General features: G+C 64.6%; 20 protein-coding genes. 11 read left to right on the forward strand and 9 right to left on the reverse strand.

The features are described 5' to 3' along the window. Positions 1-45: 45 nt before the first annotated feature. The 5 genes from AC1Q6Z_RS04975 to AC1Q6Z_RS04995 all read left to right on the forward strand — a co-directional run bounded on the left by AC1Q6Z_RS04975 (position 46) and on the right by AC1Q6Z_RS04995 (position 6,188). Complete coding sequence (locus tag AC1Q6Z_RS04975; RefSeq protein WP_492646925.1) at positions 46-1,425, forward strand: aldehyde dehydrogenase family protein; 1,380 nt, start codon at positions 46-48, stop codon at positions 1,423-1,425. Between the two features lie 5 nt (positions 1,426-1,430). Then, positions 1,431-2,576 carry an iron-containing alcohol dehydrogenase gene (locus AC1Q6Z_RS04980; protein WP_435267927.1) on the forward strand — a complete coding sequence of 382 codons (1,146 nt, stop codon included), beginning with the start codon at positions 1,431-1,433 and terminating at the stop codon, positions 2,574-2,576. 164 nt (positions 2,577-2,740) lie between these two features. Beyond that, entirely contained in the window at positions 2,741-3,478 is a 738-nt protein-coding gene (locus tag AC1Q6Z_RS04985; RefSeq protein WP_492646926.1) for an AAA family ATPase, read from the forward strand. Between the two features lie 230 nt (positions 3,479-3,708). Continuing rightward, positions 3,709-4,425, forward strand: coding sequence for an AAA family ATPase (locus tag AC1Q6Z_RS04990; RefSeq protein ID WP_492646927.1), 717 nt, complete (start codon positions 3,709-3,711; stop codon positions 4,423-4,425). 239 nt (positions 4,426-4,664) lie between these two features. Continuing rightward, positions 4,665-6,188 carry a methyl-accepting chemotaxis protein gene (locus AC1Q6Z_RS04995; RefSeq protein ID WP_492646928.1) on the forward strand — a complete coding sequence of 508 codons (1,524 nt, stop codon included), beginning with the start codon at positions 4,665-4,667 and terminating at the stop codon, positions 6,186-6,188. A gap of 33 nt (positions 6,189-6,221) precedes the next feature. Here AC1Q6Z_RS04995 and AC1Q6Z_RS05000 read toward each other — a convergent pair whose 3' ends face one another. Together AC1Q6Z_RS05000 and AC1Q6Z_RS05005 are read right to left on the reverse strand one after the other, a co-directional pair. Beyond that, positions 6,222-7,406, reverse strand: a complete 1,185-nt coding sequence (locus AC1Q6Z_RS05000; RefSeq protein ID WP_492646929.1) for a glycoside hydrolase family 5 protein — start codon at positions 7,404-7,406, stop codon at positions 6,222-6,224. A gap of 167 nt (positions 7,407-7,573) precedes the next feature. Continuing rightward, a complete protein-coding gene (locus AC1Q6Z_RS05005) occupies positions 7,574-8,938 on the reverse strand; it encodes a L,D-transpeptidase family protein (protein ID WP_439616360.1) in 1,365 nt (454 codons plus the stop codon). A gap of 271 nt (positions 8,939-9,209) precedes the next feature. On the opposite strand from AC1Q6Z_RS05005, the gene AC1Q6Z_RS05010 reads away from it, so the two are divergent. Both AC1Q6Z_RS05010 and AC1Q6Z_RS05015 read left to right on the forward strand, forming a co-directional pair. After that, entirely contained in the window at positions 9,210-10,064 is an 855-nt protein-coding gene (locus AC1Q6Z_RS05010) for a DUF4432 family protein (RefSeq protein WP_492646930.1), read from the forward strand. Positions 10,065-10,232: 168 nt separating this feature from the next. Next, positions 10,233-10,571, forward strand: a complete 339-nt coding sequence (locus AC1Q6Z_RS05015; protein WP_256117202.1) for a protein tyrosine phosphatase family protein — start codon at positions 10,233-10,235, stop codon at positions 10,569-10,571. A gap of 35 nt (positions 10,572-10,606) precedes the next feature. Here AC1Q6Z_RS05015 and AC1Q6Z_RS05020 read toward each other — a convergent pair whose 3' ends face one another. The 4 genes from AC1Q6Z_RS05020 to AC1Q6Z_RS05035 form a co-directional block, all read right to left on the reverse strand. Further along, positions 10,607-12,256: a thiamine pyrophosphate-binding protein gene (locus tag AC1Q6Z_RS05020; protein ID WP_492646931.1), complete on the reverse strand. Its 1,650-nt coding sequence runs from the start codon at positions 12,254-12,256 to the stop codon at positions 10,607-10,609. Continuing rightward, positions 12,253-13,449 carry a succinate--glutarate CoA-transferase gene (gene caiB, locus AC1Q6Z_RS05025; RefSeq protein WP_256117199.1) on the reverse strand — a complete coding sequence of 399 codons (1,197 nt, stop codon included), beginning with the start codon at positions 13,447-13,449 and terminating at the stop codon, positions 12,253-12,255. The genes AC1Q6Z_RS05020 and caiB overlap by 4 nt, the downstream gene beginning before the upstream one ends. 156 nt (positions 13,450-13,605) lie before the next feature. Beyond that, complete coding sequence (locus tag AC1Q6Z_RS05030) at positions 13,606-14,550, reverse strand: DMT family transporter (protein ID WP_492646932.1); 945 nt, start codon at positions 14,548-14,550, stop codon at positions 13,606-13,608. Then, positions 14,547-15,506 carry an alpha/beta fold hydrolase gene (locus tag AC1Q6Z_RS05035; RefSeq protein ID WP_492646933.1) on the reverse strand — a complete coding sequence of 320 codons (960 nt, stop codon included), beginning with the start codon at positions 15,504-15,506 and terminating at the stop codon, positions 14,547-14,549. Before AC1Q6Z_RS05035 ends, AC1Q6Z_RS05030 begins: the two co-directional genes overlap by 4 nt. 172 nt (positions 15,507-15,678) lie before the next feature. Here AC1Q6Z_RS05035 and AC1Q6Z_RS05040 point away from each other — a divergent pair, with 172 nt between their 5' ends. The 4 genes from AC1Q6Z_RS05040 to metF all read left to right on the forward strand — a co-directional run bounded on the left by AC1Q6Z_RS05040 (position 15,679) and on the right by metF (position 20,267). Continuing rightward, positions 15,679-16,431 carry a ribonuclease T2 family protein gene (locus AC1Q6Z_RS05040; protein WP_492646934.1) on the forward strand — a complete coding sequence of 251 codons (753 nt, stop codon included), beginning with the start codon at positions 15,679-15,681 and terminating at the stop codon, positions 16,429-16,431. A gap of 122 nt (positions 16,432-16,553) precedes the next feature. Beyond that, positions 16,554-18,203 (forward strand): energy-dependent translational throttle protein EttA, encoded by a 1,650-nt coding sequence (gene ettA / locus AC1Q6Z_RS05045; RefSeq protein ID WP_439616353.1) that lies wholly within the window; start codon positions 16,554-16,556, stop codon positions 18,201-18,203. 149 nt (positions 18,204-18,352) lie between these two features. Beyond that, positions 18,353-19,360: an ArsR/SmtB family transcription factor gene (locus AC1Q6Z_RS05050; RefSeq protein ID WP_492646935.1), complete on the forward strand. Its 1,008-nt coding sequence runs from the start codon at positions 18,353-18,355 to the stop codon at positions 19,358-19,360. A 1-nt stretch (position 19,361) separates the two neighbouring features. Then, complete coding sequence (gene metF, locus AC1Q6Z_RS05055) at positions 19,362-20,267, forward strand: methylenetetrahydrofolate reductase [NAD(P)H] (RefSeq protein ID WP_492646936.1); 906 nt, start codon at positions 19,362-19,364, stop codon at positions 20,265-20,267. 488 nt (positions 20,268-20,755) lie between these two features. Here the strand turns inward: metF and AC1Q6Z_RS05060 are convergent, their stop codons facing one another. The 3 genes from AC1Q6Z_RS05060 to AC1Q6Z_RS05070 form a co-directional block, all read right to left on the reverse strand. Further along, a complete protein-coding gene (locus tag AC1Q6Z_RS05060; protein ID WP_439616350.1) occupies positions 20,756-21,691 on the reverse strand; it encodes a DMT family transporter in 936 nt (311 codons plus the stop codon). Positions 21,692-21,803: 112 nt separating this feature from the next. Beyond that, complete coding sequence (locus AC1Q6Z_RS05065; RefSeq protein WP_492646937.1) at positions 21,804-23,024, reverse strand: lytic murein transglycosylase; 1,221 nt, start codon at positions 23,022-23,024, stop codon at positions 21,804-21,806. 132 nt (positions 23,025-23,156) lie between these two features. Next, entirely contained in the window at positions 23,157-23,936 is a 780-nt protein-coding gene (locus tag AC1Q6Z_RS05070) for a glycoside hydrolase family 25 protein (protein ID WP_256117183.1), read from the reverse strand. Positions 23,937-24,008 lie beyond the last annotated feature (72 nt).

Below are 24,008 nucleotides of genomic sequence, written 5' to 3' on the forward strand. Positions count from 1 at the left end.
CGCCGTCAAAACCAGAATTCCGAAAGAACCAACAGGAAGTCGATCATGACTGTGATCAAATGCATATCCCCCGTGGATGGCTCGGTTTACGCCGAGCGTGAGTCCCTGCCGCTGGCAGCGGCGCAGGACGTCGTCGCCCGCGCGAAGAAGGCGCAGAAATCCTGGGCGAAGCGCCCGCTGGAAGACCGTATCCAGCTCGTCCTGAAGGGTGTCGCCCGCGTCAACGAGATGGCCGACGAGATCGTGCCGGAAATCGCCTGGCAGATGGGCCGCCCGGTCCGCTACGGCGGCGAGTTCAAGGGCTTCAACGAGCGTTCCAACTATGTCGCCGAGATCGCCGGCTCGTCGCTGGCGCCAATCGTCATCGAGAACAGCGAGCGCTTCGAGCGCCGCATCGAGCGCGAGCCGCACGGCGTCGTCTTCGTCATTGCGCCGTGGAACTATCCCTACATGACCGCGATCAACACGATCGCGCCGGCGCTGATGGCCGGTAACACGGTCATCATCAAGCATGCCGCGCAGACGCTGCTTGTCGGTGAGCGCCTCGTGCGGGCCTTCAACGAGGCCGGCGTGCCGGAAGACGTCTTCCAGAACGTCTTCCTCGACCATGACACGACCTCGGCGCTGATCGCCGGCAATGCGTTCGATTTCATCAACTTCACCGGCTCCGTCGAAGGCGGCCGCTCCATCGAGCGCGCCGCTGCCGGCACGTTCACGCCGGTCGGTCTGGAACTCGGCGGCAAGGACCCGGGCTACGTCATGGAAGACGCGGACCTGGATGCGGCCGTCGATACGCTGATGGACGGCGCGACCTACAATTCCGGCCAGTGCTGCTGCGGCATCGAGCGCGTCTACGTCAACGAGAAGCTCTACGACGCCTTCGTGGAAAAGTCGGTCGCCTGGGTCTCGAACTACAAGCTCGGCAACCCGCTCGATCCCGAAACGACCCTTGGGCCGATGGCGCACAAGCGTTTTGCTGCGACCGTGCGGTCGCAGATCGCCGATGCCGTTTCGAAGGGCGCCAAGGCGCTGGTCGACCCGAAACTCTTCCCGGCCGATGACGGCGGCGCCTATGTCGCCCCGCAGGTTCTCGTCGATGTCGACCATTCGATGGAGTTCATGACGGAAGAAACGTTCGGCCCGGCCGTCGGCATCATGAAGGTGAAGAGCGACGAAGAGGCGCTCGCGCTGATGAACGACTGCAAGTACGGCCTTACCGTCTCGCTCTGGACGAAGGACTCCGACCGTGCGGCTACCATCGCCCGTGATCTCGAGACCGGCACCGTGTTCCAGAACCGCGCCGACTATCTCGATCCGGCGCTTTGCTGGACCGGCGTCAAGGAAACGGGCCGTGGCGGCTCGCTCTCCGTCATCGGCTTCCACAACCTCACCCGACCGAAATCCTATCACTTCAGGAAAGCTTGAAGAGCATGACCATCACCGCCAACTGGAGCTACCCGACCGCCATCAAGTTCGGGGCAGGGCGTATCAAGGAACTGGCCGATCATTGCAAGGCGGTCGGCATGAAGAAGCCGCTGCTCGTCACCGATCGCGGCCTGTCCACGATGCCGATCACGCAGAACGCACTCGATATCCTGGACGCCGCCGGCCTCGGCCGCGCGATGTTCGCCGATGTCGACCCGAACCCGAACGACAAGAATCTCGACGCCGGCGTCAAGGCCTTCAAGGACGGCGGCCATGACGGCGTCGTCGCATTCGGCGGCGGGTCGGGCCTCGACCTCGGCAAGGCTGTCGCCTTCATGTCGGGCCAGACGCGCCCGGTCTGGGATTTCGAGGATATCGGCGACTGGTGGACGCGCGCCAATTCCGACGGCATCGCGCCGATCGTCGCCGTGCCGACGACCGCCGGCACCGGCTCGGAAGTCGGCCGCGCCTCCGTCGTCACCAATTCCGAGACGCACACCAAGAAGGTGATCTTCCATCCGAAGTTCCTGCCTTCGGTGACGATCTGCGACCCGGAGCTGACGGTCGGCATGCCGAAGGTGATCACGGCCGGCACCGGCATGGACGCGTTCGCCCATTGCCTGGAAGCCTATTGCTCGCCGTTCTACCACCCGATGAGCCAGGGAATCGCGCTCGAAGGCCTGCGTCTCGTCAAGGAATATCTGCCGCGCGCCTACAAGGACGGCACGGATATCGAAGCACGCGCCAACATGATGTCGGCCGCCGCCATGGGTGCTGTCGCCTTCCAGAAGGGTCTCGGCGCGATCCACTCGCTGTCGCACCCGGTCGGCGCGATCTACAACACGCACCACGGCATGACCAATGCCGTCGTGATGCCGCCGGTGCTGACCTTCAACCGCCCGGCGATCGAAGCGAAGATCGCCAGCGCTGCCGCCTATCTCGGCATTGCCGGCGGCTTCGACGGCTTCTTCGATTACGTGCTGCGCCTGCGCGAAGAGCTCGGCGTGCCGGACAAGCTGTCGGCGCTCGGCGTCGGCACGGACCGCATCGACGAGATGTCTGCCATGGCGATCGTCGACCCGACGGCCGGCGGCAACCCGGTGGAACTGACGCTGGACGCCGCAAAGCGCCTCTTTGTCGAGTGCATCTGACAATCAAAAAGGGCGGCGGTCGCAGGATCGTCGCCCCGATTTCTACTCCCTCAATATTACGGATTGCATCGCGCACCGGTTGTCATCAAAATGTCATTCTACTGTCATGATTTGCGAGCCGCTTTTTCCGGCGCGGCGTGACGGTCTGATGCGGCGGTAAAGTGATGGCGGTCATATCCATAGCGAACGCCAAGGGCGGTTCGGGCAAAACTACAGCGGCGGTGCTGCTGGCGAGTGAACTCGTTGAGCGTGGCGCACGCATCTGCCTTCTCGATTGTGACGACCTGAAACTGGCTGCGACCTGGGCGCGGGCCGCACGGCTCGGCGAAGGCCTAGTGCTGGTGGAAAACGTCGCCGCCTCCAATCTCGCCAGCCCGCTCCGGGCCATGCGCAGCAGCCACCACCATGTCATCATCGATCTTTCCGGCGCGCGCGATGCGCTGGTGGCGCTGGCCGTCGGGCTTTCCGATCTGGTTCTGGTGCCCGTGCAGGGCTGTGCCATGGATAGCCGGGGTGCTGCCCATGTGCTCGAACTCATCGATCTCGTCAGCGCCAATGCGCACAAGCCGATCAACCGGGCCGTCGTGCTGTCGCGCGTCAATCCGCTCGTCACCACCCGGGCGCTGCGCAATGTGAAATCCGTGCTGGATGCGGCGAAGATCCCGGTGGTCTCCACGCCCATCATCGAGCGCAGCGCGTTTCGCGACATGTTCGAGACCGGCGGCACGCTCCATTCGATGCAGGGCGGCCGGATCAGCAATCTCGACAAGGCCGTTGCCAACATGCAGGCCTTTGCTGGCGACGTGCTGCGGCTCGTCGGCGCGGAGGAAAGCTGGAAGCCGCGGGCGAGGGCGGAGATTCGCACCGCCCCGCAGGATGGACAGCCGGCGGCGGCCTGGTAGGCACCCTCAATTCTTACCGTTAATTATTGACAAAAGCCCGGAAACCACAGGTTTTCCGGGTTTTTTCCTGTCCGGGCGCAAATTCGCGCCGTCATCTCATTAATCTTCGCGATGCGGAAATTTCCACTTCGTTAACCATGTTTTGAAAGATTTGAGGAAGCGGGCGCCATTTGCACGGGGTCGCCTGACGAGAGCGATGACCAAGCTCGCAGCATTTTTTGAGGTACGACATGCCAGTCATCACATTTGCCAATGCCAAGGGCGGCGCGGGCAAGACCACCGCTGCCCTCATCCTTGCAACGGAGCTTGCAAGCCAGGGCCATCGCGTCACCATTCTCGACGCCGACCCGCAGCGCTGGATCAGCCACTGGCACGAGATTTCCGGCCGCCAGCGCAACATTGCCGTGATCTCGGAAGTCTCGATGGCCTCCATCCAGTGCCATATCCGCGAGAACCGCGACACGACCGATTATTTCATCATCGACCTCGCCGGTGCGCGTGACGCGCTCGTCGCCACCGCCATCGGCCTGTCGGATCATGTGATGATCCCGGTGCAGGGCTGTGCGATGGATGCGCGCGGCGCGGCGCAGATCCTTGAACTGCTGAAGCAGCTCGACGAGAAGGCGGGCATCCGCATCAACCATTCGGTCGTGCTCACCCGCATGAACGCCATGGTGACGACCCGCGCCATGACCACCATCAAGGCGCTGCTGTCGGCCCGCGGTGTCACCGTGCTCGATACGCCGATCGGCGAGCGCACCGCCTTCCGCGACATTTTCGACTGTGGCGGCACGCTCTATTCGATGGACCCGGCCAAGGTGAGCAACCTCGACAAGGCCCGCGAGAACGCGCGGCTCTTCGCCGAGGAAGTCTTGCGCCTCATGCCGGTGCGCAAGCGCACCTCGACCGAGCGCGGCTTCTTCCGCACGATCCAGCGCGCGGCCTGATCCCCGGACTTGACGAAAGACAAAAACGGCTGCGACCAATTGCGCAGCCGTTTCCCAAGATTGCACGCCCGCTGGTAATGAACAATTTACCACGGCTAACCTAGTGATATCGCAACAGAAAGCTTGATCCGTGGAGGCCCGGCGCCTCCAGCAGGACCCATGACGGGTCGCGGGACCGGCATCGCCGCCCCGATGGACATTGTTTTTCCATTTCCATAGCCGTCAGGATACCCGCAAGAATGAAGCCGACCCCTGCGACCGCCAGCCCGAACCACGACATCGCGCGCCGTCTGGATTATCTCGGCCTCGACGAGCCGGCCCTGAAGCGGCTGCGCAGCCTCAAACCCTTCATCGAGAAGGAGCTCGGCCCGGCGCTCGACAAGTTCTATGCGATCGTGCGCAAGAGCCCGGAGGTCAACCACCTGTTTTCCTCCGACGCCCATATCGACCGGGCCAAGAAGGCGCAGATCGGGCATTGGGCAAACATCGCCGCCGGCGATTTCACCGGCGATTATGCTACCAAGGTGCAGACCATCGGCCATGTGCATGCGCGCATCGGGCTGGAGCCGCGCTGGTATATCGGCGGTTATGCGCTGATCGTCGAACATCTGCTCGCCGAGGCCGTGAAGTCGCTCTGGCCGAAGCCGGGCCTCTTCAGCCGGCAGGAGATCACGCCGGAAGAATTTGCGGCGAAATTCTCCAGCCTGCTCAAGGCGATGTTCCTCGACATGGACCTTTCGATCTCGGTCTATATGGACACGTCCGACGTCACCAAGCAGCAGGCGGTGCAGGCGCAGGTCGTGGCCGAAGAGCGCAAGATCGTCGGCGACAGTTTTGGCGCGGCGCTGAAGCGGATTTCCGACGGCGACCTGACGGCGCGCATCACCGGCCCGCTGCCGCAGGCCTATGAGGCGCTGCGCGACGACTTCAACCACGCGATGTCCACGCTGGCGCAGGCCATCGGCAATATCGGCGTCGGTGCCGGCTCGATCCATCTCAGCGCTCAGGAGATCGCGGCCGCCTCCGACGATCTCGCCAAGCGCACGGAGCGGCAGGCGGCGAACCTTGAGGAGACGGCGGCCGCCGTCGAACAGGTCACGACGACGGTGCGCCAGACCGCACAGAGCGCCAACGAGGCGAATGCCCTCGTGATGGCGGCGCGCGACAATGCGCAGCGCGGCGGCGAGGTGGTGGAGCACGCGATCGTTGCCATGGGCGAGATCCAGGCCTCTTCCTCGGCCATCGCCAATATCGTCGAGGTGATCGATGAGATCGCCTTCCAGACCAACCTGTTGGCGCTCAATGCCGGCATCGAGGCTGCGCGGGCGGGCGAGGCGGGGCGCGGCTTTGCGGTCGTCGCCTCGGAAGTGCGCGCCCTTGCCCAGCGCTGTGCGGATGCCGCCAAGGACATCCAGAACCTCATCGTCAAGTCGCATGGCCAGGTCGAGGATGGCGTGCGCTCGGTCAACGAGGTCGCCCAGTCGCTGCGCCAGATCGTGTCGCAGGTCGTGGATGTCAGCGCGGTCTTCAACACCATCCGCTCCAGCACGGCGGAGCAGGCGACGGGCCTTCAGGCGGTGAACCAGGCGGTCAACGCCATGGACCAGATCACCCAGCAGAATGCCGCGATGGTCGAGGAGGCCAATGCTGCCAGCCAGGCGCTGACGCAGGAGGCCGCCTCCATCGCCGCCCAGCTCAGCGCCTTCCGCACCGGCGGCACCGCCCAGCCGGCGCACGGCTCCGGCTACACACGCGCCGCCTGAACCATCGGCATCAGAGCGGCGTGGTGCGCCGCTCTACTTCTGCATGCGCGCCTTCAGCAGGTCCATCAGCTTGCCGTCGCGCGGCAGCTTGCCCGCCTTGCCCTGGTCCTTCAGCCAGTAGAACTGGCCGGGCTTCACCTTTGCCGACAGCTCGTAGTCCATGCCTTCCCATTCGTCCTCGCGGAAGGAATAGAAGGCCCAGTGGCCGCCTTTTTCCTCCATCGCATCCATCACGTCGGCGAGATAGGTGCCGCAATCGGCCCATAGCCGCATGCAGCCGAATTCGGCGGCGACCACGCGCGTCGGCGGCAGGCCCTGCGCCTTCGCCCAATCGAAGGCCGTGCCGATATGGTCGGCGACGGCTTTGCGGTCCCACGTCGTCTTGCCGCCGGCATAGTCCGTCGTGATGCCGGGATAGGAGAACGGCGTTTCGCGCTTCATGTTCGGCGCGCTCGTCGCGTCATAGGGTTCGTACATGTGGAAGGCGTAGAGCACGCGGTCGTCGGCAAGCCGCTTCGGCCAGGCGGCGAGCGCGCGCGGATTGGCATAGTAGCCGCCATCCACCATGACCGGCGTCACCGGATCGACGGCGCGGATCGCCTCGATCATGCGCGCATAGAGGTGCGGCAGATCGCGGGTGCTGCTGGCGTTCTTCTGCTGCCAGGCCTGCATGTCCGCCATGGCGGCGTTTTCCGTAAGCCCGGTGGTCTTTTCCGGCGCCGGCTCGTTCAGCAGGTTATAGGCGGCGATAGCGGGATGATCCTTCAGCGCGCCGGCGAGATCGCCCCAGAACTTGACGGCCTGGTCGGCAAAGGCCGGATCGGACCACAGCCGGTCGTCGAATTTACCGCCGTTCTGCTGCTTCCAGCGGGCGCCGGGCAAGCTCAACGGCGTCACCACGACCTTGAGCCCGGCAGCATGCGCGGCATCGAGTGCCTTCTTCAGTTTCTCCAGATCCTTTGGCGGAAGACTCTGATAGTGGTCGGCATTGCCAAGCAGGAAGTCGCGGCCTTCACCCTTCCATTTGCTGAAGGTGAGGCGCACCCAGGAGGCACCCGTCGCCGCCAGCGCCTCGAAATAGGCGGCATCCGGCTCGCCGGCATTAAAACTGTTGCCGCCCTTTTGCGGGCTGTCCCAGAAGGTCATGAGATCGGCGGCGGAGGCCGGGGTGGCGGCAAGCGCGAGGCAGAGGAGGGCGGGGCGGAATTTTGTGAGCATGGGACACCGAATGCGTGAATGCGGCCCGTCAGGGAGCCGGAGGACGGCCGGATGCTTCGCCGTAAAAATGGGCATTTTCCGGTTCGCTTCGTGGCGGAACCGCGCCTTTCCAATACGCAAACAAAAACCGGCCCAGGGGCCGGCTTTGCATCATGCCGCGGAGTGTGTCAGTCGACGAATTCGACAGTGACGCCGGCGCTCGTCATCTTGGCGAGCTCGGTCGCATCCCAGTTGGTCATGCGGATGCAGCCGTGGCTCTGCGTCTTGCCGATCTTCGAGGGTTCCGGCGTGCCGTGGATACCGTAGGTCGGCTTCGACAGCGCGATCCACACGGTGCCGACCGGGCCGTTCGGGCCGGGCTGCAGCGTCAGCACCTTGTTGTTTTCGCCCTGCTGGAAGTTGATCTTCGGATTGTAGGTGTAGCCCGGATTGAGCGCGATGCGCTCGACGGTGACCAGGCCGGAAGGCGAAGGCGTGTCGGCGGAACCGATGCTGGCCGGGTAGGCGGCGATCAGCGTGCCGTCCGCGGCATAGGCGAGAATCTGCTTGCGGCCCTTGTCGGCGAGGATTTTTGCCACCTTGCCGGTCTTCGCCACGCCGGTGTCGATGACCTTGACGATCGTGCCTGGGATGGTGAAGTCGACGCCCGGATTGATCTCCTTGAGATAGGCCTCGTCCATGTGGAACTTTTCCGCCAGCATCTCCGTCGTCGAGGTGAAGGAGAGGTGCGGAAGCGCAGCCTTCTGGGCGTAGTCTTCCGGGATGGCGGCGACATAGGGGCCGGCGGCATCGGCGGCTGATATCTCGTAGGTGGTGAACGCCAGGCCGCCGGACAGGCGCAGGCGCTCCAGGATGTCGTCGGCATTGTTCGGGTCGAGCGTCTCGCCCGACACGCTCTGCCAGGCCTCGATCGCCTTGGTGACGTTGGAGCCCTTCTTGCCGTCGATCACGCCCGGCGAAAAACCCTCGCGGTCGAGAAAGACCTGAAGCGCTGTGATCTCGGCGGAGGACATCTTGCCGATGGCGATGGCCGGCTCGAATTTCGGGCCGGGCACGAATTCCGCATTGGGATCGACGCCGTTTTCCGGCAGGGCCGCATTGTCGCCGTTGCCGTCGAAATCGGGCAAAGGCTGCGAGCCGCCGAAATCGGCATCCGGCAGTTCCTGGCGCTCGATATCGCCCGGCAGCGCTTCGCGCATCTCCGGCACGGAACTCGTCGTCAACTCGTCGCCGAATTCGGATTCGGGTGCCGGCGGAAAATAGTCGGGGTTGGTTTCCGGATAGCCCTGCACCGCGCGGTAGCGATCGCGTCGCGGGCGGGAATCGCCGCGGGCGAAATAGCGGTCGGCGGATTGGGCCGTGGCGATGATGTTGCCCCAGCCGTCGACATAGACCGTGCGGCCGCGATTGTCGCGCATCACGCGCGCATCGTCGGGAATGTAGTCGAGCAGGTCACCCTCCGGCGAAACCAGCACTGTATCGTTCGAGAGATAGGTCTGCGCATGGGCAGGGGCCAGCGCGAATCCGAGCACGGATGCCGCAGTAAGAAGCGAAACGCTTGTTTTAAAAATAGAATTCACGACTCTAGACCTGCCAGCTTGCACATAACGCGCGGACGGAACACTTCAATTCAGACCTTAATATGGAAAATCTGAATCGATGGTGAACGTAAGGTCAACGCGTATGGCAAAAACTTGTGATCGGCCGCGTTGGTTCCCGCGGAAAGATCGTGCGCCCCATAGCCTCGCGACGCCTTTGATCCTAGCATGCCCGCTTTCATTGTCCCTTTCACCGGAGCCCCGGATGACCTTTGCCCTGACCGCCGACACGCCCGACCAGTCGTTCCGCCTCGCGCTGACGCCGCAATCGGCGCTCGATGTCGGCAGCGCGGTCTTTCATGGGGTGGAACTCGCGCCGGGCGCCGCGGTTCCCTCGGATGGCGATCCGCGCATCGACAAGGCGCTGCCGGGTTTCATGTTCACCTGCGGGCCGGATCATATCCGGCATCCGGTGCCGATCGAAGGGGCTGCCGACGGGCGACGCTATCCGCTGCACGGCTCGCTGTCGTCCAGCCCGGCGCGCGACATCCTGATCGAGGAGGACGAGGGCGAACTGGTGTGCGAAGGGCGGGTCGATGTCGCGCTTGCGCATGGCGGTGCGGCCGATCTCGCCCGCCGCTGGCGCGTCGACCGTCGCACCGGCCATATTACGCTGGAGGATGTCGTCACCAACGGTGGCGAGACATCCTGGCCGCCCTTCGGCATGTATCACATCAATTTCGGCACCGGCCTCTTCGACGAGAACACGCGGCTGACCGGCGCGATGTTGCCCGGCGGCAGCCTGCCGTGGCGTTTCGACGAGGGCGACATGAAGATCTTCTGCGTGCCGGCGGCGGAGACGGCGAAACACGGCTGGGCGGAGATCGCGATCGGCCCGATCACGGCGCTTGGCGGGCGCAGCGTGCATATCCGCTTCCGCACCGATACCTTGCCCTACCTCCAGGTCTGGCGGAACCAGTCGCCGGGCTGTGCCGTGCTTGGCATCGAGCCGGTGTCGCATCGCCTTGCGCCCCGCGAAGAGCTGATCGCTGCCGGCGATGCGCCGGATTTCGCGCCCGGTGAAAGCGTCGGTTACGGGCTGGCCTTCGAGGTTCGGTAGAGCGTTTCCGGTTTTGCCCGAAAAGCGAAAACGCTTTTTGTTTCCATGCGATTGCGGAGACAAAAGCACTTCGCGCCCGTGCCGTTGGCACGCTAGATTTCGCATGATTGACGCTCCTGCGCCGCGGGCGTAAACGGTGAGCGCCCCATTTTCGAAAAGGAACCACCCATGGATATCCGCGCGATCAACGACGAATATTCCGTCTCCGGCCAGATCGAAGTCGAAGACCTCGACGCGATCGCCAACCTGGGGTTCAAATCCATCGTCTGCCACCGCCCCGACCATGAGCAGCCCGACCAGCCGGAGTTTTCCGCCATCGCCGCGCGCGCGAAGGAACTCGGCATCGAAGTGGCGCATGTGCCGGTCGGCTCGATGGGTGTGACGGCCGAAGCCGTGCACGGCATGGTCGACGCGCTCGACGAATTGCCCCGCCCGATGCTCGGCTATTGCCGCTCCGGTGCGCGCTCGACGAAGATTTACGAGCAGACGCAGCACATTCGCGGCTGAGACGGTGAGGGGCGTTCCACGCCCCTCATACAGCGTTACTTCCCGCTACGAATATCCGACAGCGTGCGCGTCGGCGTTATCGCTTCGGGGTCGAGCTTCACCTCGATGATCGCCGGCTTGCCGCTGGCGCGTGCCCGCAGGAAGGCGGCTGCGAACTCTTCCGTCTTCTCAACCGTCTCGCCATGCCCGCCATAGGCGAAGGCCAGCGCTGCAAAATCCGGATTGGTGAGGTCCGTGGCGCTGACGCGGCCGGGATAATCCCGCTCCTGATGCATGCGGATCGTGCCGTAGATGCCGTTGTTGACGACGACGGTGATGATCGGGAGGTTGTAGCGCACGGCGGTCGCGAACTCCTGGCCGTGCATGAGGAAGCAGCCGTCGCCGGCAAAGCAGATGACTTCGCGCTCGGGAAACAGGCGCTTCGCGGCCACGGCGGCCGGCAGGCCATAGCCCATCGAGCCGGAGGTTGGAGCGGCCTGCGTGGCGAAGCGGCGGAACCGGTGGAAGCGGTGCACCCAGGTCGCATAATTTCCGGCGCCATTGGTGAAGATCGTGTCTTCCGGCGTGTTTTCTTCCAGCCACGCGACGATCGGCCCCATCTGCACGTCGCCGGGGCCGCTTTGCGGCGGCGTCGACCAGGCGAGATAGGCCTGGTGCATGGCGGCCGTGCGCGACGTCCAGCGGGGTGCGGTTTTCGGCGCGAGATCCTCGAGCGCTGCGACGAAATCCTCGGGCGCCGCCGAGATCGCGAGATCCGGGCGGTAGACGCGGCCGAGCTCGGACGGATCGGGATAGACATGCACCAGCTTTTGCTGCGGGTAGGGGCTCTGAATCAGGCTGTAGGTCGAGGACGGCATCTCGGAATAGCGCCCGCCGAGCAACACGACGAGATCCGCCTCGCGGATTTCCTTGCCCAGCGCCGGGTTGATGCCGATACCGGAATCGCCCGCATAATTCGGATGCAGGTGATCGAACAGCATCTGCCGGCGGAACGAACAGGCGACCGGCAGCGACCAGCGCTCGGCAAAGGCGGTGAAGGCCGAAACGCTGGCCTCGGACCAGCGCGTGCCGCCGAGAATGACGAGCGGGCGTTCTGCCGCCTCCAGAAGCCGCGCCAGTTCCTCTACCTGCCTGCGGCCCGGATGGGCCTCGACGGGCATGTAGGGCCTGGCCTCGACGGTCTCGACTTCGTCCGTCAGCATATCCTCCGGCAGCGCCAGCACGACCGGGCCGGGCCGTCCCGACGTGGCGACGGCGAAGGCGCGGGTGATGAATTCCGGAATGCGCCGCGCATCGTCGATATCAGCCACCCACTTGGCGACTTCGGTGAAGGCGCGGCGGTATTCCACTTCCTGGAAGGCCTCGCGCTCGCGCGCATCGCGCTGCACCTGGCCGATGAACAGGATCATCGGGATCGAATCCTGCCGCGCGATATGCAGGCCGGCCGAAGCATTGGTGGCGCCGGGGCCGCGGGTGACCATGCAGATGCCGGGCTGGCCGGTGAGCCGGCCCCAGCAATCCGCCATCATCGCCGCGCCGCCTTCCTGGCGGCAGACGAGCACGTCGATATCCGTATCGTGCAGCGCATCGAGCACGGCGAGATAGCTTTCGCCCGGCACGCAGGCGACGCGCTTGACGCCGTTGGCAACGAGGGCGTCGACGATCAACTGGCCACCGGTCTTCATGCGCTTTTCTTTCCTGCTTCGAGGGATTGCAGTTCTGCCATCACGGCATCGGTATGTTCGCCAAGCCGCGGGCTCGGCCGGTCGTAGACAAGCGGCGTCTCGGAGAAAACGATCGGGGTGCGCACGCCCGGAATAAGGTTGCCATCGGCATCCGGCAGGTCGACGCGCAGCCCGCGCGCCTTCACCTGCGGGTCGTCGAAGGTTTCGGCGATGGAGTTGATCGGCCCGGCCGGCACGCCCTCGCGCTCGCAGGCATCGAGCAATTCGGCCTTGGTGACCTTGGCGGTCGCGCCCGTAACGCGGCGGCGAACCTCGTCGCGGTTGGCGACGCGGGCGCGGTTGGTGGCGAAGCGCTCGTCGTCGGCCACGCCATCGAGCTTCAGGAGCCCGCAGAGCTTGCGGAACTGCCCGTCATTGCCGACGGCCAAAATAATGTAGCCATCCGACGTCGGCACGACCTCGTAGGGCGAGATGTTGGGATGCGCATTGCCGAGCCGCCTGGGCGCCGTGCCGGAGGCCAGAAAATTCATGTTCTGGTTCGCCATGACGGCGGATTGCACGTCGAGCAGCGCCATGTCGACATGCTGGCCATGGCCGGTCTTCATGACATGGATGAGCGCCGCCTGAATGGCGGTGACGGCATAGATGCCGGTGAAGATATCGGCGATCGCCACGCCCGCCTTCATCGGCTCGCCATCCGGCGCACCCGTCACCGACATGAAGCCGGACATGCCCTGCACGATATAATCGTAGCCGGCACGAGCGGCATAGGGACCATCCTGGCCGAAGCCGGTGATCGAGCAATAGACGAGTTTCGGGTGTTTCTCGGCGAGGCTCCGGTAGTCGAGCCCGTATTTCACGAGGCCGCCGACCTTGAAATTCTCGATCACCACGTCGGCGGTCGCGATCAGGCGGTGCACGGTGTCCCGGCCTTCCTCGGTCCTTAGATCGACTGAGATCGAGCGTTTGCCGCGGTTGGTGGAGTGGTAATAGGCGGCCGACAGGTTTTCGCCGTCCTTGCCCGTTACGAAGGGCGGGCCCCAGGCGCGCGTGTCGTCGCCGCCCTCCGGATTTTCGATCTTGATGACGTCAGCGCCGAGATCGGCCAGCATCTGCCCGGCCCAGGGGCCGGCAAGAACCCGCGCCAGCTCGATGACCCGGATGCCGGAAAGCGGCAGGTTCGACTTCTCCATCGTGCACTCCCTCTTCGACGGCCGCGATACGGCCGACCGCCGGGCTTTTCGCCCGTTTTGCTCTGGATAACAAAAAGGCGGCAGGCACGATAGCCGCGGGCCGGCGGGACATCATGACGGCTGAGACTGACATGATGTTTTTCGCGCGCGGCCGCGTCAGATGGGTGTTGAAACCGGCGGGATCGTCGCCGTCTTGTTGAGCTTGCGTTCGCGCCAGATGACATAGAGGCCCGAGGCGATGATGATGGCGATGCCGAGCCATTTCACCGCATCCGGCAGGTCGCCGAACACCCACCAGCCGAGAATGGTGGCCGAGACGATCTCCAGATATTGCAGCGGCGCCAGCGTGGAGGCGGGGGCCGCGCGATAGGCATAGACGCCGAGCACGCCGGCAATGGTGGCCGCGACGGCGGCCGCGGCAATATAGAGCGTGTTCGCCATGTCCGGCATCACGGGCGTCAGGAAGGCGATGCCGGTGGCGCTGCCGAAGACGAGGAGCAGGCCGGAGAACAGCCCGCCCCAGAGCCCCGCATAGAACTGCATCGACCAGGGATCTTCCTTCTGCGAGACGAGCCGCGTCAGCAGGAAGAACAGCGCCAGCGAAAAGGCCGAGACGACCGGCAGCAGCGCGATCGGGCCGACCTCCTGCAGGCTCGGCTGGATGACCAGCAGCGAGCCGAAGAAGCCGACGCCGCAGGCCGTATAGCGTCGCCAGCCGATGGTCTCCTTCAGCACGATCGAGCCGAGGATGGTCAGGATGATCGGCTCGACGAAGAAGATCGCAATCGCATCCGCCACTTCCATGACAGCGAGCGGCGTGACGAAGGTGATCATGGTGATGGCCATCAGGAGGCCTCGTGCGGCATGCAGCCCGGTCTTCCTCCAGGTCACGTCGAACAGCGTGCCGCGCATCAGACAGATCGGTCCCAGCACCGTCATCTGGAAGAGCAGGCGCACGAAGGTGATCTCGGTCGCCGGCACGGAGGTGACGGCGAGTTTTGCGAAAATATCGATGATCGGCGAGATGAGCACCGAGAGCACCATGAGGACGAGCCCAAGGCTGACCTCGTTGCGCAGCGGCGTGATGGCTGTTGTGGTCATGCGTGTTCCGGTGCGCGGCGCCGCTCGGCGACCACCCGCTGGCACCAGCAGGCGAAGGCGTCGATGGCGGGCTCGCGCAGAGTCCGGCTCTCCTTCAGTGTTTCGTGACGCAGGCCGCGATAGACGATCGTCGTGACGTCCTCAAGCCGCGATTTCTTCAGTCGTTCGGCAAAGGCGAGCGTCGCCCGGCCGCAATCGGTTGCCGGGTCCTCGTCGCCGCCCGCCAGGTGGATCGGCAAGCTTTTTGGCAGGCGCGCGAGGCCGTCCGCGGAGGCGCCGGCAAAGGTGACGGCAAAGATGTCGATCCACATCGAGACATTGACGTCGAAGCCGCAGAGCGGATCGGCGACATAGGCGTCCACCTCAGCCGCATCGTGGGACAGCCAGTCGAATTCCGTCCGCCGTCCGGCGATCGATCTGCCCCAGGCGCCGAAGGTGAGGCGCGGTAGGATGCCGCTCGGCACGTCCGATCCCTTCAGCATGCGCTCCGCCGCCAGCACGATCTGCGCCACGCGGCCCGCAAGGCCGGGTTCGAAGTTGGAATTCCAGACGGCGAGCGCGTCGATATCCGCGGCATGGTTTTGCGCGAAGGCGAGCGCCAGCAGGCCGCCCATCGAATGGCCGAACAGCACGATCGGCAGGCCCGGATGGCGCGCGGCCGCGTAATCGCGCACCGCCCGCATGTCCTCGATCACGCGGGCAATGCCGTTCCGTGGCGCGAACTGCCCGCGCGGCGCATCGGGTGCCGTGGTGAAGCCATGGCCGCGATGATCATGGGCGTAGACATGAAAGCCTTCGGAGGCCATGCACGCGGCAAAATCCGCGTAACGCACGCTGTGTTCGGCAAGGCCGTGGCTCAAAAGCAGGATGCCGCTCGCCTCGCCGCGGGCGGGCTCGTGGCGCAGCGCCAGCGTCGCCCCACTGGGGCTTTTCAGCGTCCCGGCTTCAGAAAACACCGCCATTCCTCCCGTTTGCGCAAGGTCAACGCGATTTGCCATGCAAAGACAATGGGATGCGGCGTGTATTTTTGGAAATCCTCGCGCATTTCGGGATTTTTCCGATTCAGGGTTGCAATTTCTGGATTTTTGGTTGCATATGATCTTGTTTTGTTCTCATCAGGGGCCGGTCATGAAGACGCAAGCTGCACTGACTTTCAAAGCCGCATTGTCCTTTCTCGTCCTATGTCTATCGTTCTTCGCAGGCCCCGGTCTCGCGATCGCCCAATCGGTGCCGGCCGGGGAGCCGGTGCGCGAGGTTCTTTCGATCAGCTGGCAGCCCGGCTATTGCGCGGCGCGGCCGAAAAGCCGCGGCTGCGCGGATTTCTCCGCCACGTCGCCCGCCGCCCGGCAATTCTCGCTGGTGAGCCTCTTCCAGGTGCGCAAGAGCTATTGCGGCATCGAGGCCGATCTGAAGCAGCGCGCGCGCAAGGGCAAGTGGACGGAGCTGCCGGATATCGTGCTCGCTTCCGGCACCAAGCAGCGCCTGCTCGCCGCCATGCCCGCCGCGCGCCTCGGTCTCGACCGCCAGCAATGGCTGAGAAGCGGCAGTTGCGTCGCAGGCTCCGCAGAGGCCTATTACAGCCGGTCGCTGGACCTGCTCGACCAGCTCAATGCCTCGCCGGTGCGCACGCTCTTCACGGAAAAGACGGGCGGGATCATCAAGCTCGCCGACGTCCGCGCGGCCTTCGACAAGGCTTTTGGCGCCGGTGCCGGCGAGCGGGTGCGCCTCAGCTGCCGGAAGTCGGGCGACAAGACCGTGGTGATCGGCCTCACCATCGGCATTGCCGGGGACGACGGCAAGCTGGCGGCGCTGATCGGCGGCGCGTCGCCGACCAAGTCGCGCTGCATCGAGGGTATCACGGGGGTTGCGCAGGCGGGCTGATCGCTGGGAGCGAACGGGCGGTCCATGCGCGCAAGTACCGATAACGCGGCTTTCTTACATTGCCGCGGGCAGAGAATTCGCCTACATAGCGGGCAAATTCGTCCGACCCGGAGCACGTTTGCATGGCACGTCAATTCATTTACCACATGTCGGGGCTCAACAAGTCCTACGGCGCCAAGAAGATCCTCGAAAACGTCAACCTGTCCTTCTACCCGGATGCCAAGATCGGTATCCTCGGCCCGAACGGCGCCGGTAAATCGACGGTGCTGCGCATCATCGCCGGCCAGGACAAGGAATATACCGGTGAAGCCTGGCTCGCCGATGGCGCGACCGTCGGCTACCTGGAGCAGGAACCGCATCTCGACCCGACCAAGACCGCCTTCGAGAACGTCATGGTCGGCGTCGCCGACAAGACCGCCATCATCGACCGCTACAACGAGCTGATGATGAACTATTCCGACGAGACGGCGGACGAGGGCGCCAAGCTCCAGGACATCATCGACAGCCAGAACCTCTGGGACCTGGAACAGCAGGTCGAGATGGCGATGGAAGCGCTGCGCTGCCCGCCGAAGGATTCCGACGTCACGCTGCTGTCGGGTGGTGAGCGCCGCCGTATCGCGCTCTGCCGCCTGCTGCTGTCGCAGCCGGACCTGCTGCTGCTCGACGAACCGACCAACCATCTCGACGCCGAAACCATCGCTTGGCTGGAAAAGCACCTGCGCGACTATCCGGGCGCCGTGATGATGATCACCCACGATCGTTACTTCCTCGACAATGTGACGGGCTGGATCCTCGAACTCGACCGCGGCCGCGGCATTCCCTACGAAGGCAATTATTCCGCCTATCTCCAGGCCAAGGCCAAGCGCATGAAGCAGGAAAGCCGCGAAGAAGCCGGCCGCCAGAAGGCGCTGTCGCGCGAACAGGAGTGGATCGCCTCCAGCCCGAAGGCGCGTCAGGCGAAGTCCAAGGCCCGTATCAAGGCCTACGAACAGCTGGTCGATGCGGCGGAAAACATCCGGCCCGGCGACGCCCAGATCATCATCCCGGTCTCCGAGCGTCTCGGCAACGTGGTCATCGAGTTGGAAGGCATCACCAAGGGCTTCGACGACCGCACGCTGATCAACGACCTGTCGATCAAGCTGCCGCCGGGCGGCATCGTCGGCATTATCGGCCCGAACGGCGCCGGCAAGTCGACGCTGTTCAAGATGATCACCGGCCAGGAAACGCCCGATAGCGGCTCGATTCGTATCGGCGATACCGTGCACCTCGGCTATGTCGACCAGAGCCGCGACGCGCTCGACGGCAACAAGACGGTCTGGGAGGAAATCTCGGGCGGCGCCGAAGTCGTCAAGCTCGGCAAGTTCGAGATGAATTCGCGCGCCTATTGCGGTGCCTTCAACTTCAAAGGCGGCGACCAGCAACAGAAGGTCGGCAATCTTTCGGGCGGCCAGCGCAACCGCGTGCACCTTGCCAAGATGCTGAAGGCCGGCGGCAACGTGCTGCTGCTCGACGAACCAACCAACGACCTCGACACGGAAACGCTCGGTGCGCTCGAAAGCGCGCTTGAGAGCTTTGCCGGTTGCGCGATCATCATCAGCCACGATCGCATGTTCCTCGACCGCCTCGCGACGCACATCCTGGCGTTCGAAGGCGACGGCCATGTCGAATGGTTCGAAGGCAACTTCGAGGACTACGAAGAGGACAAGGTCCGCCGTCTCGGCCCCGATGCCCTCAACCCCGGCAGCCAGGCCTACAAGCGCTTGACGCGCTGAGCCGACGCGCCATCACAGGCTTTGAGAAACCCCGGCTTGCCGGGGTTTTTCTTTGGGGCCGTTGGTGGGAAGATCGGCGACACGGATTTGCCCTTGCGCGACGCGGGTTAATCACATAAACATATCTTTATGTCTTGATTGGATTGGTCATGGGCGACATGCAGAAACTCGGACTGGACGACATCGTGGAGATCCTGAAGGCGGCGGGCGAACCGACGCGCCTTCGCCTCATCGCGCTGCTCGCGCATGGCGATCTCACCGTGACGGATCTCACCGACATCCTCGGCCAGTCCCAGCCGCGCATCTCGCGCCACCTGAAGCTGCTTGCGGAAGCGGCCCTCATCGATCGCTACCAGGAGGGCGCCTGGGCGTTCTTCCGGCTGAGCCAGGGTGGCCCCGCCGTGGCGCTCGCCCGCCAGCTCCTCGAAGCCAGCGATCCGTCGGATGCGGTTTTCGCCCGCGACGACGAGCGGCTTCGGGCGCTCAAGAAGATCCGCTCCGACAAGGCGCAGGCCTATTTCAGCCGCAACGCGGCGGAGTGGGACGCGGTGCGCCGCCTGCATGTCAGCGAGGCGGAAGTCGAGGCGAAGCTCGCCGAGCTGATCGGCACCGAGCCCGTCGATGCCTTCCTCGACCTCGGCACCGGCACGGGGCGCATCCTCCAGCTCTTCGAGGGGCTTTACCGGCGTGGCGTCGGAGTCGATGCCAGCCGCGACATGCTGGCGGTCGCGCGCGCCAATCTCGACCGCGCCGGCATCACCAAGGCGTCGATCCGCCACGGCGACATTTTCAACCTGCCCTTGGAGCGTGACGAGTTCGACGTCGTGACGATCCACCAGGTGCTGCACTTCCTCGAAGAGCCGGAAGCGGCGATCGGCGAGGCGGCGCGCATGCTGGCTCCCGGCGGGCGCCTCGCCATCATCGACCTCGCGCCCCACGCGCTGGAACACCTGCGCGACGAACACGCCCATATCCGCCTCGGCTTTTCGCACCAGACGATGTCCGAATGGCTGGAGAAGGCGGGGCTTGCCGTCGAGCAGGTCGTCGACCTCAACCCCGCGCATTCGGCTAACGATGCGCTGACCGTTACCATCTGGCTTGCCCGCGACCAGCGCGTGCGGGCGGCCGACCCTATCGCGATCCGCAGGAGAAGTTGACATGAAACCGGCGACCCTAAGCCCAGCCCGCAAGGACATCCGCCTGTCTTTCGAGTTCTTCCCGCCGAAATCGGCGGAGGCCGAAGGCCAGCTCTGGGAAACGGCCGCCGAGCTTTCGGCCTATGATCCGGGTTTCATGTCGGTGACATACGGCGCCGGCGGCTCCACCAAGGTGCCGACGCTGTCGACCGTGCGCCAGCTCCTGAAGATGGGCCTGCCGGCCGCCTCGCATCTCACCTGCGTCGGCGCGACGAAGGAGGAGGTGCATGCCGTGGTCGCCGATTTCCAGGCGGTCGGGGTCCGGCACTTCGTGGCCCTGCGCGGCGATCCGCCGGGCGGCGTGGGCACGGCCTATCACCCGCATCCGGGCGGCTACGCCAATGCGGCGGAACTCGCCGCCGGCCTGCGAGGCCTTGCCGATTTCGATATTTCGGTGTCCGCCTATCCGGAAAAACACCCGCAGAGCCCGGATGTCGCCGCCGACATCGACATGCTGAAGCGCAAGGTGGATGGCGGTGCGACGCGCGCGCTCACCCAGTTCTTCTTCGAAAACGACGATTTCGAGCGTTACCTGGAGCGCGTGCGCAAGGCGGGAATCACGATCCCCGTCGTGCCGGGCATCCTGCCGGTGCACAACCTGTCCCAGGTCCAGAAATTTGCCGGCATGTGCGGCGCCTCGGTGCCGGGCTGGCTTGCCGATCGGCTGGCGCCGGTCGACGACCGGCCGCAGGAGCGTGCTCCCGTGGCGATCGACCTTGCGGCCAGGCAGATCGAGGATCTCATCGCCCGCGGCATCGGCGAGTTCCACTTCTACACGATGAACCGCGCCACGCTGGTCTCGGCCGTCTGCGACCGCGTCGGTTTCGCCAAGATCGACCGCCGACCCGCCGCCGGCGCCGCGGCCTGAGCCTTCAAAACGCTGCCTGAAATGAAAATGCATGGCGCCGTCTCCGGGGCCATGCATCTTTCATGAATTCGTTTCGGCAGGGTCTTTTGTTATTTTTCGTCCCTGACCTCCCGGACTGCGCTTGGTTCGCTTCAGATGAAGATCATCGTTGCGATGAAGAGGAACGCTGCACTGATCATCAGAACATTCAAGGAATGTGTGAGTCCCATGGCTTACCTCCTTGCGTTTGCGGCTTGATATTACGACCGAAAAAAGCGTGTTGGAAAGGTGTTTTGTTGCTGCGCTGCAACATACGGCCAATGGCGGTCGGTTATTCACAGCGCTAACCTGCTGAATTTCCTCCCTTAATGTGGGTGCCACAAAAAATTCACAATCCCTACCAGATGACGAATGCCGACATTGTGCATTTACCATTGTGGCGCAAGTCGGGCCGACGATCCGGCGGATTGCCATGAAACGGCCGGCAGCGCGCTTTGTTCCCGGCTTTTTCAGGCGCGCCGGAAACGGGCGAAAACGCGCCCGTCGAGCACGACCAAACCGAACAGCACCAGGGCCATTCCGAGCATGCCGAGCGGCGTCAGTTCCTCACCGAGGAAGAGCATGCCGGCGAGGATGGCGCTCGGCGGCACGAGCAGGGTGACGAGCGACGTATTGGTCGCGCCGGCCGCCGCCATGATTCGGAAGAACAGGATGTAGCCGTAGGCGGTCGAGATGAGCGCCAGCGCCAGCACGGCGAGGATGGCGGTCAGCGGCGGCAGGGAAAGCTGCCAGGGCGTGTCCAGCGCGAAGGAGACCGGCAGCATCAGCAGCGTCGAGGCGGTGAGCTGGCCGGCGGCCGTGACCGGCGGGGCGACGCCGCGGAAGCGTTTGCCATAGGTCGCAGCCAGCCCGTAGGAGACGGCGGCGAGCACGGGCAGGAGAACGGCCCAGAGCGGCGGGCCGCTGTCCCCCGTGAAGGGGGCGAGCGCGCGCGGGCCGATCAGCACCGCGGTGCCGACGAGGCCGATGAGGCAGCCGGCGATCTTCTGGGAGGAGAGCTTTTCGTCCTCCGTCATCTTGTTGGCGATGAGCACGGTGAAGATCGGCGTCGTGGCGTTCAGGATGGCGGCAAGGCCGGCGCCGATCTGCGTCTGGCCGAGGAAGATCAGCATATGCGGCACGGCGTTGTTGATGAGGCCGAGCAGGAGGAATTCGCGCCAGCGGGCGCGCAGCGTCGGGTAGATGCCGAAACGGCCGGCAATATAGATATGGAGGGCGAGGGCGGCGATGCCGACGCGCAGCAGCACCAGGGTCGCCGGCGGTATATAGGCGACGGCCACGCGGGCGAAGAAGAAGGAGCCGCCCCAGATCATGCCGAGGAGGGCCAGCAGGCCCCAGGTCTGGATGCTCATGCCCGTTGCTGCCGGGGCGGCGCGCTGTTCCATCATCCCCTCCCAGGGCATGTCGTCAAAACAGAAACAGCCCGGCATGACCGGGCTGCGTTCTTGGTCTCGTCCTGTCGTATAATACCGGATGGCGCGCGGCCACCCGATTTCGTCAGAGGGCGGAGAGCAGGGCCTGCGTCGCCCAGCCGTCGGCCGGCAGGCCGAGGCGGAGCTGTTCCTTCTGGATCGCGGCGCGCGTGCCGGAGCCGAGGATGCCGTCGACCTTGCCGACGTCGTGGCCAAGGCCTTGGAGCTTGGTCTGGAGCTGCTTCATGCCGTCTTCGGAAAGGCCTTCTTCCGGCGTGCCGCGCTCATAGGGCGGGGCGCCGGCAAGACGGGTCGCGAAATAGGCAGCCGACGTCGTGTAGATGAAGGACTGGTTCCATTCGAGATAGATGTTGAAGTTCGGATAGGTGATGAAGGCCGGGCCTTTGCGGCCCTGCGGGATCACCAGCGAGGCTTCGAGATTGCCGAAGGACGTATCACCGTCGCGCGGCGTCACGCCGAGCGCGAACCAGTCGGCGGCCTTCATGCCGGGCTGCAGGCCGGTCTTTTCGAAGGGCAGCACGTCCGGCACGGAGACTTCCTGGATCCAGGGCTGGCCCTTCACGAAGCCGAGATGCTGGATGAATTTCGCGGCCGTCAGGATGGCGTCCGGCGAGCTCTTCTTGACGTCGATATGGCCGTCGCCGTCGCCGTCCACGCCGAATTCGATGATGTCCTTCGGCAGCATCTGCACTTGGCCGATTTCGCCGGCCCAGGCGCCCGTCGTGCCGTTCGGGTCGAGGTCGCCATGGCCGACCATCTCGACGGCTGCGAGAAGCTGCGGACGGAAGAGTTCCGGACGGCGGCAGTCATGCGACAGCGTCACCAGGGCATTGCGGGTGTTGAAATCGCCCTGCACGGCGCCGAAGTCGGTTTCCATCGCCCAGAAGGCGGCGATGACGGCGCCGGGCACGCCGAATTCCTGCTCGGAGCGGGCGAAGATGGAGGAGAGGTCCGTCAGCTTCTTGCGGCCGATATCGAGGCGCGACTGGCTGACCGTGCGCTTGGAAAATTCGAGGAAGGTCTGGCGGAAAACGCCCTGGGCGCGGTCACGCGACAGCACTTTCGGGTCGATCGCGGCACCGGCAAGCGCGCGGTCGGCGATCTCGGCGGAAACGCCGCGCGTCAGCGCCTCGGCCTTCACGCCCTGAAGGAAGGCGCTGATATCGCCGCCACAGGCCGCGGCGGGCTCTGCTGCCGTGCCTGCGGCCGTCTGGGCATGAGCGCCGCCGGCGAGAAGAAGGGCTGTGAGGCTTGCCGCGAGTATCGTCTTCAGGTTTTGCCGCATCTTGAATGCTCCTTGGGTCCGTTGCCCTGCTATCTCAGATTGGCCCGGCTGTCTCAGATGAATGTGACGGAAGCAAGAAGAAAAAGGCAACCTCGGCGTGCTGCCGCTTTTTGTCACGCAATTGTGCTGGAATCAGCGGGAAACCGTCGCCACCCAGGTGTTCCAGTTCTTGGCGGAACCCGCGAAGACGTTGATGTCCGTGTCGCCGGAAATGCCCGGAACCACGCCCGTCGAGGTGTATTGCCAGAACGCCCACTTGCGCGACGAATAGATGTTTTCCGGATGCTCGGCCACCGCGCGCAGCCAGAAGGGATAATTCTCGAAATGGCCGACGAGATTTTCGCGGTGGAAGTCGACGGTCGTATAGATGATCGGCCGCTTGCCGTAATGCGCTTCGAGGCGGTCCATGAAGCGCTTGAGCGCCACGCGCACCTCGTCGGCCGGCGGGCGGGTCTTGCAGGTCGGCGAGGCGGGGTTCCATTCGGCATCCAGCACCGGCGGCAGCTGCACGGCCTGCTTGGGCACATTGGCGATGAACCAGTCGGCCTGCGCATCCGCCGTCGAGCAGAAATAATAGAAGTGATAGGGCGCATGCGCGACGCCTGCGGCGCGGGCACCGCTCCAATATTCGTTAAACCGGCTGTCCAGACGGTCCGTGCCTTCGGTCGCCTTCAGGAAGGCGAAAGAAACGCCGCCTTTCTTGACGGCGTGCCAGTCGATATCGCCGTTCCACTTCGAAACGTCGATGCCGTGCACTTGGTGGCGATGCGGCGTGCGCGCGCCAAAATCCTGCGGGTCCTTGTCCTCGAAGCGCGGCGGCACGGAGGCGGTCGCCACGAGATCGTAGTCGGTGGTGGAACAGGACGTGGCGAGGAAGGCGAGGGGCAGGAGAGCCAGAATGAGCCGACGCATGGAGGTCCCGTGTTTCGCGCGTTTACCAATCCTGCCTCGAATGGGGCGGGCCGTAAAGGGGAGCGCGCGAGC

The sequence above is a fragment of the Shinella sp. GW835-FHT14H05 genome (assembly GCF_058793575.1).